The organism is Oerskovia sp. 140933 (assembly GCF_059651515.1).
On the sequence record NZ_JAMXIO010000003.1, the window covers coordinates 12,043 to 23,500 of the forward strand.

General features: G+C 72.0%; 9 protein-coding genes, 1 tRNA gene and 1 pseudogene. 6 read left to right on the forward strand and 5 right to left on the reverse strand.

What is annotated here, in order from left to right:
• Positions 1 to 117 precede the first annotated feature (117 nt).
• The 3 genes and pseudogenes from NHG27_RS02445 to NHG27_RS02455 all read left to right on the forward strand — a co-directional run.
• Positions 118 to 1,632: pseudogene (locus tag NHG27_RS02445) on the forward strand (MmgE/PrpD family protein); the annotation flags it as partial.
• 128 nt (positions 1,633 to 1,760) lie between these two features.
• Complete coding sequence (gene prpB / locus NHG27_RS02450) at positions 1,761 to 2,666, forward strand: methylisocitrate lyase (protein ID WP_497014624.1); 906 nt, start codon at positions 1,761 to 1,763, stop codon at positions 2,664 to 2,666.
• 48 nt (positions 2,667 to 2,714) lie between these two features.
• Positions 2,715 to 3,902, forward strand: coding sequence for a bifunctional 2-methylcitrate synthase/citrate synthase (locus NHG27_RS02455; RefSeq protein WP_497014625.1), 1,188 nt, complete (start codon positions 2,715 to 2,717; stop codon positions 3,900 to 3,902).
• Positions 3,903 to 3,999: 97 nt separating this feature from the next.
• Here NHG27_RS02455 and NHG27_RS02460 read toward each other — a convergent pair whose 3' ends face one another.
• From NHG27_RS02460 to NHG27_RS02475, 4 genes are all read right to left on the reverse strand, one after another.
• Positions 4,000 to 5,238, reverse strand: a complete 1,239-nt coding sequence (locus NHG27_RS02460; RefSeq protein ID WP_497014626.1) for an NAD(P)/FAD-dependent oxidoreductase — start codon at positions 5,236 to 5,238, stop codon at positions 4,000 to 4,002.
• A gap of 151 nt (positions 5,239 to 5,389) precedes the next feature.
• Positions 5,390 to 5,466: transfer RNA gene (locus NHG27_RS02465), tRNA-Pro, on the reverse strand.
• 123 nt (positions 5,467 to 5,589) lie between these two features.
• Positions 5,590 to 6,534: a metallophosphoesterase gene (locus tag NHG27_RS02470; RefSeq protein ID WP_497014627.1), complete on the reverse strand. Its 945-nt coding sequence runs from the start codon at positions 6,532 to 6,534 to the stop codon at positions 5,590 to 5,592.
• A gap of 11 nt (positions 6,535 to 6,545) precedes the next feature.
• A complete protein-coding gene (locus NHG27_RS02475) occupies positions 6,546 to 8,873 on the reverse strand; it encodes a transglycosylase domain-containing protein (RefSeq protein WP_193718468.1) in 2,328 nt (775 codons plus the stop codon).
• A 212-nt stretch (positions 8,874 to 9,085) separates the two neighbouring features.
• On the opposite strand from NHG27_RS02475, the gene sp36 reads away from it, so the two are divergent.
• Positions 9,086 to 9,250 (forward strand): Sp36 family protein, encoded by a 165-nt coding sequence (gene sp36, locus NHG27_RS02480; RefSeq protein WP_021481786.1) that lies wholly within the window; start codon positions 9,086 to 9,088, stop codon positions 9,248 to 9,250.
• On the forward strand, positions 9,250 to 9,738 hold the full coding sequence (locus NHG27_RS02485) for a RidA family protein (RefSeq protein WP_193718469.1): 489 nt from the start codon (positions 9,250 to 9,252) through the stop codon (positions 9,736 to 9,738). Before sp36 ends, NHG27_RS02485 begins: the two co-directional genes overlap by 1 nt.
• A gap of 103 nt (positions 9,739 to 9,841) precedes the next feature.
• On the opposite strand, the gene NHG27_RS02490 is transcribed toward NHG27_RS02485, so the two are convergent.
• Positions 9,842 to 10,519, reverse strand: coding sequence for a Crp/Fnr family transcriptional regulator (locus NHG27_RS02490; protein ID WP_056645111.1), 678 nt, complete (start codon positions 10,517 to 10,519; stop codon positions 9,842 to 9,844).
• A gap of 195 nt (positions 10,520 to 10,714) precedes the next feature.
• Here NHG27_RS02490 and nth point away from each other — a divergent pair, with 195 nt between their 5' ends.
• Positions 10,715 to 11,446, forward strand: coding sequence for an endonuclease III (nth, locus tag NHG27_RS02495; RefSeq protein ID WP_321575226.1), 732 nt, complete (start codon positions 10,715 to 10,717; stop codon positions 11,444 to 11,446).
• The last annotated feature ends 12 nt before the right edge of the window (positions 11,447 to 11,458 follow it).

The following is an 11,458-nucleotide window of genomic DNA, read 5'->3' on the forward strand; positions in this document are numbered from 1 at the left end:
GACCTGGCTCGCAGCGGACCGCACCTTGCCTCGCAGCCCGCGCGACGCCGTCGGGCAGGCCGCTCCTCCCGCGACACCGGCACCCGACGCACGACGAACCGACCACCGGAGGCACCGATGCCCACGACCCACCACCTGCGGACCCACCGGTCCGCGGAGAACCTCGCCCGCACCGACCAGCTCGCGTGGAAGCTCGCCGAGCTCGCGACCGACCCGGTCGAGGTGCCGGACGAGGTCGTCGACATGATCGTCAACCGCGTGATCGACAACGCGGCCGTCGCGGCCGCGAGCCTCACGCGCGCACCCGTCGTCGCGGCCCGCGCGCAGGCCCTCGCGCACCCGTACGAGCCCGGTGCGACCGTCTTCGGGTCCCCGCTCGCGACCCGCACGAGCCCCGAGTGGGCCGCCTGGGCCAACGGCGTCGCGGTCCGCGAGCTCGACTACCACGACACGTTCCTCGCGGCCGAGTACTCGCACCCGGGGGACAACATCCCGCCGATCCTCGCCGTCGCGCAGCACGCGGGCTGCGACGGCGCGGCGCTCGTGCGCGGCATCGCGACGGGCTACGAGATCCAGGTGGACCTGGTGCGGGCCGTCAGCCTGCACGCGCACAAGATCGACCACGTCGCGCACCTGGGCCCGTCGGCGGCGGCCGGGATCGGGACCCTGCTCGGGCTCGACACCACCACGATCTTCCAGGCGATCGGTCAGGCGCTGCACACCACGACCGCGACGCGGCAGTCCCGCAAGGGGCAGATCTCGACCTGGAAGGCGTACGCCCCGGCCCTCGCGGGCAAGGTCGCGGTCGAGGCCGTGGACCGCGCGATGCGCGGGCAGACCTCGCCCGAGCCGATCTACGAGGGCGAGGACGGCGTGATCGCGTGGCTGCTCGACGGCCCCGAGGGACGCTACGACGTCGTGCTCCCGTCGCCCGGTGAGCCCAAGACCGCGATCCTCGACACGTACACCAAGGAGCACTCGGCGGAGTACCAGTCGCAGGCGCTCATCGACCTGGCGCGCGCGCTGCACGCCGAGCACCCGTGGCTGGCCGACCCCGACAACGTCGCCACCATCACGATCCACACGAGCCACCACACGCACCACGTGATCGGCTCGGGCGCGAACGACCCGCAGAAGTACGACCCGACGGCCTCGCGCGAGACGCTCGACCACTCCATCCCGTACATCTTCGCGGTCGCGCTCCAGGACGGCGGGTGGCACCACGTCGACTCCTACACGCCCGAGCGCGCGGGCCGCCCCGACACGGTCGCGCTGTGGGGCAAGGTCACGACGGCCGAGGACCCCGAGTGGACGCGCCGCTACCACTCGGTCGACCCCGCGGAGAAGGCGTTCGGCGGTCGCGTCGTGATCGAGCTCGCCGACGGTGGGCGCATCGTCCGCGAGATCGCGGTCGCCGACGCACACCCGCTCGGTGCGCGCCCGTTCGCCCGCGCGCAGTACGTCGCCAAGTTCCGGCTCCTCGCGGACGGCGTGCTCGAGCCCGCCGAGATCGAGCGCTTCCTCGACCTCGCGCAGCGTCTCCCGTCGCTCACCCCCGCCGAGGTGCGCGAGCTCTCGATCGTCGCGCGGCCGGGTCTGCTGGACACGGTCCCGGTACCCACGGGCATCTTCGAGCTCGGCCGCCCGTCCCGGGACGCCGGGGGACCCGGCGAGACCGGACCCGGCGAGGGCGCCGCGGGCTGGACCATGCGCGAGGCTGCCGACGACCCCACCCGCTCGACCACCGCAGGAGGCAGCTGATGTTCTACTCGCACGTGATGCCGTCGGACAAGCGGGCCGCGCTGCGTGCCCGGCTCGCGGCCGGTGAGCTGCTCCAGCTCCCCGGTGCGTTCAACCCGCTCTCCGCACGCCTGATCGAGGACAAGGGCTTCGACGGCGTGTACGTCTCGGGGGCCGTGATCTCCGCGGACCTCGGGCTGCCGGACATCGGCCTCACGACCCTCACCGAGGTCGCGACCCGAGCGGGGCAGATCGCGCGCATGACGGACCTGCCCGCGATCGTCGACGCCGACACCGGCTTCGGGGAACCCATGAACGTCGCGCGCACCGTCCAGACGCTCGAGGACGCGGGCGTCGCGGGCTGCCACATCGAGGACCAGGTCAACCCCAAGCGGTGCGGCCACCTCGACGGCAAGGCGACCGTCGACCTCGAGACCGCGACCAAGCGCATCCGTGCCGCGGTCGACGCCCGCCGCGACCCGAACTTCCTCGTCATGGCGCGCACCGACGTCCGGGCGAGCGTCGAAGGCCCCGCCGGGCTGAGGGTCGCGATCGACCGGGCCAAGGCGCTCGTCGACGCCGGGGCCGACGCGATCTTCCCCGAGGCCATGCGAGACCTCGCCGAGTTCGAGGCCGTGGCCTCCGCGGTCGACGTGCCCGTGCTCGCCAACATGACCGAGTTCGGCAAGTCCGAGCTGTTCACGCGGGACCAGCTCGCGGCCGTCGGCGTGCAGATCGTCATCTATCCCGTGACGCTCCTGCGTAGCGCGATGGGGGCCGCGGAGCGCACCCTGGACATGATCAGGGAGACCGGGACGCAGGACGGAGCGGTCGGCGAGATGCAGACGCGCGCGCGGCTGTACGAGCTCGTGGACTACGCGGGCTACAACCACTTCGACACCGAGATCTTCACGTACCGGCCGTAGGCGCTCAGGTACTGCCCGCAGGACCCCGCATCACGAAGGAGTGAGCACATGACCACCAGCACCCCCAGCGTCGGGAGCGCGCCGACCGCCTCGGGCCCGGGTCTCGCGGCGGCGACCCCGGTTCCCGAGATCCACAAGGGCCTCGCGGGCGTCGTCGTCGACACGACGTCGGTCTCCAAGGTCAACCCCGACACGAACTCGCTGCTGTACCGCGGCTACCCCGTGCAGGAGCTCGCCGCGACCAGGAGCTTCGAGGAGGTCGCCTACCTCCTGTGGCACGGCGACCTGCCCACCGCCGCGCAGCTCGCCGAGCAGACCGCGACCGAGCGGGCCCACCGCGCGCTGCCCGGTGCCGTCCGCAACGCGATCCTCGAGCTCCCCACCACGTGCCACCCCATGGACGTGTGCCGCACCGCGGTCTCGGTCATCGGTGCGCACGACCCCACGGCCGAGGACTCGTCCCCCGAGGCCGAGCACGCCAAGGCCCTGCGCCTGTGGGCCATGCTGCCCGCGGTCGTCGCGCTCGACCAGCGCCGTCGACGCGGCCAGCAGATCGTCGACCCCGACGAGGACCTGGGCTACGCCGAGAACTTCCTCCACATGGCCTTCGGCGAGGTGCCCGACGAGTGCGTCGTACGGGCCTTCGAGGTCTCGATGATCCTGTACGCCGAGCACTCGTTCAACGCCTCGACGTTCACGGCCCGCGTCATCACCTCGACCCTCTCCGACCTGCACTCGGCCGTCACGGGCGCGATCGGCGCCCTCAAGGGAGCCCTGCACGGCGGCGCGAACGAGGCCGTCATGGCGACGTTCGCCGAGATCGGGACCGCCGACCACGCCGCCGCCTGGCTCGACCAGGCCCTGGCCGACAAGCGCAAGATCATGGGGTTCGGGCACCGCGTCTACAAGAGCGGCGACTCGCGCGTCCCGACCATGAAGACCACGCTCGACGACCTCGTCGCGCACCTCGCGACCACGGAGGCGGTCGCGCTCGACGAGCTGTACGACGCGCTCGAGGCCGCGATGACCGAGCGCAAGGGCATCCTGCCCAACCTCGACTACCCGACCGGCCCCGCCTACCACCTCATGGGCTTCGACACCCCGACGTTCACCCCGCTGTTCGTCGCGGCACGCGTCGTGGGCTGGACCGCGCACGTGATCGAGCAGCGGGCCGCGAACGCGCTCATCCGACCGCTCAGCCAGTACGTGGGGCAGGCGCAGCGCGAGGTGCCGTAGGGCTCGGCTCTCGGCGCCCGGCTCCGGCCGGCCGCCAGAGCCGCACCGCCGTCGGAGCCGCACCGCCGCCGGAGCCGAGCCGCCGCCGTCGGGCCGGTCAGCCGCGGAACGCCTCCAGGGCGTCGCGGTCGACCGGCCCCGCGGCGCGGACGATCTCCTCGACCCGTCCCATCTGCTCCCAGGTGTTCACGGCCATGCCCGCCTGGACCCGGTCGTCCGCGACCCAGAACGCGACCAGCTCGTGGTCCTCGAGCGACCCGCTCACCACGACCTCGGTCGCAGCCGGGTCCTCGACGAACCCCAGGTACTCCATGCCCACGTCGTACTGGTCGGAGAAGAAGTACGGCAGCTTGTCGTAGGGCTCGCGCGAGCCCAGCATCGCGCGCGCCGCGTGGGGCCCCGTCTCCAGGGCCACGGCCCAGTGCTCGACGCGCAGGGGGCGGCCGTACCGCGGCGAGGGGACGCTCGCGACGTCCCCCGCGGCCCACACGTCCGGGGCCGAGGTCGCGAGCGTCCCGTCGACCGCGAGCCCACCCCCCAGGGCGGCCTCGCGCAGCGCGATCCCGGCCGCCTCCGCGAACCCGACGTTCGGCGTGACGCCCACGCCCACCACCACGACGTCGGCCTCCACGTGCGTGCCGTCCGCCATGTCGAGACCGGTGACCCGCCCCTCGCTGCCCGTGATCCCGATGACCTGGACGTTGCGGTGCAGGTGCACGCCGTGGTCCGCGTGGACCCTGCCGTACATCTCGCCCAGCAGGGGCCCCAGGACCCGGCCCAGCGGGTGCACCGCGCGTCCGACGACCGTGACGGCGAGGCCCAGGGTCCGCGCGGACGCGGCGACCTCCATCCCGATCCACCCGTCGCCCACGACCGCGAGCCGGCCCGCGCCCTCGCGCGCGGAGGCCTCGAACGTCGCGGCCAGGAGGTCGGCGTGCTCGATCGTGCGCAGGTAGTGCACCCCCTGCAGGTCGGCGCCCGGCACGGTGAACGAGCGCGGCGTCGAGCCCGTCGCGAGGAGCAGGCGGGAGTACGGCAGGACGGTCCCGTCGATCAGCGTGAGGGAGTGGTCCCCGACGGCGATCCCCGCGGCCCGGGTCGCGGTCCGCAGGTCGACGTGGTGCTCGGGGTACCAGTCCTCCGACAGGGGGAACAGGACGTCGCGCTCGGCCTCGCCCCGCAGGTAGTCCTTGGACAGGGGTGGGCGCTCGTAGGGCCGGTGGGGCTCGCTCGAGACGACCACGAGGTCGCCGTCGTACCCCTCGGCCCGCAGGGCCTCGGTGGCCTTCGCGGCGGCGAGGCCACCTCCGACGATGACGATCGGCTCCTGGGCCATGTCGACCTCCGACGCTGGGGGTGATGGACCCTCATCGTGACACCGGAAGGTGGGGCCTGCACAGGGCGGTCACCGCGGGGATCGCGGGACGTCACCTCGTGGGGCGGGGACGACGAAGGCCCGGAGTCCAGTGGACTCCGGGCCTTCGTGCTGGTCGGGGTGACAGGATTCGAACCTGCGACCTCGTCGTCCCGAACGACGCGCGCTACCAAGCTGCGCCACACCCCGATTGCCCCTGTTGCGCCTGGTCCGTGGAGAGTCCTCGAAAGGTCCCGCCAAACCTGCGCGCTGGAGCCTGCCTAGAATAGCCGACGTTTGCCCCTGCGACGAAACCGGCTCCTCAGCGCGTGCTCAGGGTGCCGTGAGCGTCACGACGGTGGCCTCCGGACGGCACGCGAACCGGAACGGCGCGTAGGGCGACGTGCCTGCCCCGGCCGACACGTTGAGCCACGTCGACCCCTCGCCGCCGGGGGCGTCGGGCCGTGTGCCGGGCCAGCCGTGCAGGCCCTTGGCCCGCCCGCGGTCCAGGTCGCAGTTGGTCACGAGCGCGCCGTAGAACGGGACGCAGAGCTGCCCGCCGTGCGTGTGACCGGCGAGGATGACGTCGGCGCCGTCGGCGTGCATCTGGTCGAGGACGCGCACGTAGGGCGCGTGCACCACGCCCATCCGCAGGCCCGACGGCGTCGCGTCCCTCTCGGCACCGCTCGCCGCGCGCACGGGCGCGGCAGGGAAGACGTCCCGGTCGAGGTGCGGGTCGTCGACGCCCACGAGGTCGATCGACAGCCCCGCGACCTCGACCGTGTCCCGGCGGTTGGTGAGGTCGATCCAGCCGGCCCCGCTGAAGGCGGCGGCCAGCTTGTCGGCCGGCAGGCGCGGCGGGTCGATCTTGTGGAAGATCCGGGCGTCGGGCAGCAGATAGCGGGCCGGGTTCTTGGGTGAGGGTGCGAAGTAGTCGTTCGACCCCATGACGAACGCGCCCGGTGCGGTGCTCAGGAGCGGCTCCAGCGCGTACAGGAGCGGCTCCAGGGAGTCCACGTGCGCCAAGTTGTCGCCCGTGTCGACCACGAAGTCGGGGCGCAGCGCGGCGAGGGACCGGATCCACTCGATCTTGCGCTCCTGCGTGGGGGTCAGGTGCAGGTCCGAGAAGTGCAGGACGCGCACGTCGGCGTGCCCCGGGGGGAGCACGGGGACCGTGACCTCACGCAGCGTGAAGAGCTTGGTCTCCAGGTGGGCGTAGGCGAGCGCGCCCGCACCGGCCGCGGCGAGAGCGCCGGCGCCGACCAGTGCGGGGTGCACGCGGGCCCTGGTCAGTCCTGCTCCCCGTCGGGCGCGGTCTCGCCGCCGCCGTTCCCGCCGCCGTTGTTTCCACCGCCGCCGTTGCCGTTGCCGTTGTTGCCGCCGCCGTTGTCGTTGCCACCGCCGCCGTTGTTGCCGCCGCCGTTGTTGCCGCCGCCGTTCTCGCTGTCGCTCGGCGGCTTGGTCGGGGTCGGCGCCTGGACCGGCCCGAGCATCTTGGGGTCGGGCTCGGGGAATGCCTGGGCGGGGGTGCCCGCGAGGACGGTGTTCATGTAGTCGCGCCACGTGGGGGCGGCGAGGTCCGAGCCGAACCACCAGTTCTTGCCGACGCCGTTGATGACGAAGCGCCCGTTACCGCTGTTGCGCATCTCGACGGCCTTCTCGGCGTTGCCGATCCAGACGGCCGTCGACACCTGGGGGGTGTAACCCACGAACCACGTGTGGGTGTTGAGCTGGGCCGTGCCGGTCTTCCCGGCGCTGGGGCGGCCGTCGAGCTGCGAGCTCACGCCCGATCCCTTGGTCATGACCTGCTGGAGCGCGTAGGTCACGGTGTTGGCCACCGCGGGGTCCAGGGCGTTCGGGTTGCAGTTCGCCGAGGGGACCTCGAGCTCCTTGCCGTTCGCGTCCACGATCCGGGTGATCGCGACGGGGTCGCAGTACGTGCCGCCGCTCGCGAACGTCGCGTACGCCGCGGCCATCTGCAGCGGAGAGGTCTCCTGGGTCCCGATGACCATCGAGGGCCGCATCTGGACGCCGTTGGCCTGGTCGGCGGTGACCGCCGGCTTGAACCCGATGGACTCGGCCGTCGACTTGATGTCGCACAGGCGCAGCTCGGACTCCATGGCCACGTAGGCGGTGTTGAGCGAGTTGTACGTCGCCCGCAGGACCGAGACGTTGCCCTGGTCGGTCCGGCCGTCCGAGTTGCTGGGGCTCCACGGCTTGGGCTCGTTGCGGACCGTTCCGCCGCACCAGTCGAAGTCCTTGTTGTGCCAGCCACGCTTGTTCGCGCTCACGGTCTCGTTGAGCGTGTGGCCGGACCGCAGCCACTCCGCGAGCAGGAACGGCTTCCAGGTCGAGCCGGGGGAGAAGCCCCTGGACGAGCCGTGCGCCTGGTCGGCGCTGTAGTTCTGCGCCGTCGTCCCCGGCTCGGGCTCGAACGCGGCGTCGTAGGGACGGTTCTGGGCCATCGCGAGGATGTTCCCGGTGCCGGGCTCGATCGAGACGATCGCGTCCTCGACGCCGGACGAGTCGTCGGTCGGCACCGCGGCGAGCGCGCTCGCCTCAGCGGCGGCCTGCATCGCGGGGTCGAGCGTCGTGGTGATGTCGAGGCCGCCGCGGTACAGCATCGCCTCGCGCTCGTCCTCGGTCTCCCCGAAGATCGGGTTGGAGAGGATGACCTTGGTCACGTAGTCGCAGAAGAAGGCTGCGCCCTGGGCGGCCTGGCAGCCGACCCGCACGGGCACGACGTTGAGCGTGTCGGTGACGGAGGTCGCCACGGCCGCGTCATGGTCCGCCTGCGTGATGTACCCCTGCTCGAGCATGTCGCCCAGCACCTGGTTGCGGCGCTTCTCGGCCTTCTCCGGGTTGGCCACGGGGTCGTACTTGCTCGGCGCGTTGGTCACGCCCGCGATGGTCGCGGCCTCGACGATCTCGAGCTCGGACGCGCTCTTGCCGAAGTAGTGCCGTGCGGCGGTCTCCACGCCGTAGACCTTGATGCCGAACTGCGCGATGTTGAGGTAGCCCTGGAGGATCTCGTCCTTGGTCATGCGCTTCTCGAGCGAGATCGCGAGCTTGGCCTCGCGGGCCTTGCGCTCGATCGTGTCGTCCTTGACGGCGTCGGCGGCGATGGGGTCGCCCTCGCGCACGGCCTTCTCGATCAGGACGTTCTTGACGTACTGCTGGGTGAGGCTGGAACCACCCTGCTTGGCACCGCCGGAGGCGTTGTTGAGCGCGGCCCGGAGCGTGCCCATGGTGTCGATCCCGCCGTGCTCGTAGAAGCGGCGGTCCTCGATCGCGACGACCGCGTTCTTCATGTGCTCCGAGACCTGGTCGAGGGGGACCACGATGCGGTTCTCGACGTAGAAGGTCGCGAGCTGTGTGACGGCGTCCTTGGCGTAGACCCGGGACTGCTCCGACAGGGGGCCGGGCTCGAGCTCGTCGGGCAGCTCGTCGAAGATCTGGACGCTGCTGTCCGTGAGCTGGCTGGCGCCCGCGGCGACGGGGATCAGCAGGCCCGCGCCGAGCACGCCGCCGACTCCGGAGACGAGGACGAACGCCAGCAGCAGGGCGATGAGCTGATAGGCGTTGACTTGTCGACGGGGACGCGCAGGGGAAGCCATGGCGCAAGCCTACGGGAGGCCGCCGACGCCCTTCCGGGAATCGTGGCCCCGGTCGGTGTGCGGGTTGTGTGAGCATCTGCGGGCCAGGTCGAGGAGCCCGGGAGCCCTGGGAGCGGGCTGGGCGGCGTCTGGGAGCGGCGTCGGCCCGGGGCGTGCCGCGAGGGACCGGTCAGCCCGTGAACGCGCGCCCGATCGCGACTACGCTCGGGCGCATGGCAACCACCTGGGAGTACGCGACCATCCCCCTCATCATCCACAACACCAAGGCAGTCCTCGACCAGTGGGGCTCGGACGGCTGGGAGCTCGTCCAGGTCGTCACGGGCCCGGACGGCAACGGCCTCGTGGCCTACCTCAAGCGACCGACCGGCGAGAAGTAGTGGCCGGCGTCGTCGACGCCCGGCTCGCCGAGCTGGGCATCACGCTGCCCGACGTCGCAGCACCCGTCGCGGCGTACGTCCCGGCGGTCCGCACGGGGCGGTACGTGTACACCTCGGGCCAGCTCCCGTTCGTGGCCGGCTCGCTCCCGGCGACCGGCAAGGTCGGTGACGGGGAAGGCCTGGTCACCCCCGACGCGGCGGCCGGGTACGCCCGGACGAGCGTGCTCAACGCGCTCGCCGCGGTCAGGGCCGTCGTGGGAGACCTCGACCAGGTCGTGCGGGTCGTCAAGGTCGTCGGGTTCGTGGCGAGCGACCCGTCGTTCACCGGGCAGCCCGCGGTGATCAACGGCGCCAGCACGGTCCTCGGTGAGATCTTCGGCGAGGCGGGCGTCCACGCGCGCAGCGCGGTCGGGGTCGCGGTCCTCCCGCTCGACTCACCGGTCGAGGTCGAGCTCGTCGTCGAGCTCGCGGACGACGCGGAAGGCTGAGCGGCCGCCCGCACCGTCCGGGCCGCACGCCGTGACGGCGAGAGGCCGGTCGCTCGACCCGGAGGTCGGGCGACCGGCCTCTCGGCGGTCCGTGGGCCGGAGCTCAGCGCGCGCGGCGCTCGAGCCGGTCGACGTCGAGGAGCACGACCGCGCGGCCCTCGCGCCGCACCCACCCGCGGGTGGCGAAGTCGGCAAGGGCCTTGTTGACCGTCTCGCGCGAGGCGCCGACGAGCTGGGCGAGCTCTTCCTGCGTGAGGTCGTGGGCGACGCGCACGCCTTCCTCGGTCTCCTCGCCGAAGCGGGTCGACAGGTCGAGGAGCGCCTTGGCCACACGGCCCGGGACGTCGGAGAACACGAGGTCCGCGAGCGTCTCGTTGGTGCGGCGCAGCCGGCGGGCGAGAGCGTTGAGCAGGTGCTTCGCGACGCTGGGGTGCTTCTCGATCCACTCGATGAGCTGCTCGTGGCGCAGCTCGTAGAGGAGCGCGTCGGACACCGAGCTGGCCGTGGCCGTGCGGGGGCCCGGGTCGAAGAGCGAGAGCTCACCGAACATCTCGCCGGGCCCGAGGATGGACAGGAGGTTCTCCCGGCCGTCGTTCGAGCGTCGGCCGAGCTTGATCTTGCCCTGCGCGATCACGTACAGCCGGTCACCGGGCTCGCCCTCGCGGAAGAGCACGTCTCCACGGGTGAGCTCGATCTGCTGCATCGAGTCGAACAGCGTCCGGGTCTCTTCGCGGTCCATGGTGGCGAAGAGGGGGGCCGAGAGCACTACGTCGTCGTCCACGCGATGTCCTTCGAGGTTGAGCGGACTTTCCCGGCATGTGCCCGTCTGCATCGGCGGAGGTTCGAGCGAACCGGTACTCGTGATTCCTCCCACAAGTCTGCCTCATGCGCGCAACTCGGGTCGCCACCTGTCCTGGGCGGCCTGCAAGAATTCCGTGGGAGAGGTGTGTGGGTGGGGCCGAGTAGGCTGCCCAACGTGACCACTTCGGGCGGTACCTCGAGTCCTGCACCACTGCTGCACGCCGAGTCACGGCTCGCCCTGGTGCGCCGCGCACGCCGCACCAACCGCGAGCTGGCCCAGACCTACCCGGACGCCCGGTGCGAGCTGGACTTCACCACGCCGCTCGAGCTGCTGGTCGCGACCGTCCTGTCCGCCCAGACCACGGACAAGCGCGTCAACATGACCACCCCGGAGCTGTTCTCGCGCTACCCGGACGCCGCGGCGTACGCGGCGGCGGACCGCGAGGACCTCGAGGACATCCTGCGTCCCACGGGGTTCTTCCGGGCCAAGGCCCAGGCCCTGATCGGGATCGGCCAGGCGCTCGTCGAGCGCTACGACGGTCAGGTCCCGCGCAGGCTCGACGACCTCGTGACGCTGCCCGGGGTCGGCCGCAAGACCGCGAACGTGGTCCTGGGAGACGCCTTCGGCGTCCCCGGCCTGACGGTCGACACCCACTTCGGACGCCTCGTGCGCCGGCTCGGCTGGACCACGGAGGAGGACCCGGTCAAGGTCGAGACGGAGGTGGGCGAGCTCATCGAGAAGCGCGAGTGGACCATGCTCTCGCACCGCCTGATCTTCCACGGGCGCCGGGTCTGCTTCGCGCGCAAGCCCGCGTGCGGCGCGTGCACCGTGTCCCACCTGTGCCCGTCGTTCGGGATCGGGGAGACGGACCCGGCCGTCGCGGCCACCCTGGTCAAGACCGACTGACCGGCCGCGGGA

Coding starts and splice junctions, on each gene's coding strand:
- prpB (WP_497014624.1), top strand. CDS start 1,761: ATGTTCTACTCGCACGTGATGCCGTCGGACAAGCGGGCCGCGCTGCGT.
- NHG27_RS02455 (WP_497014625.1), top strand. CDS start 2,715: ATGACCACCAGCACCCCCAGCGTCGGGAGCGCGCCGACCGCCTCGGGC.
- NHG27_RS02460 (WP_497014626.1), bottom strand. CDS start 5,238: ATGGCCCAGGAGCCGATCGTCATCGTCGGAGGTGGCCTCGCCGCCGCG.
- NHG27_RS02475 (WP_193718468.1), bottom strand. CDS start 8,873: ATGGCTTCCCCTGCGCGTCCCCGTCGACAAGTCAACGCCTATCAGCTC.
- sp36 (WP_021481786.1), top strand. CDS start 9,086: ATGGCAACCACCTGGGAGTACGCGACCATCCCCCTCATCATCCACAAC.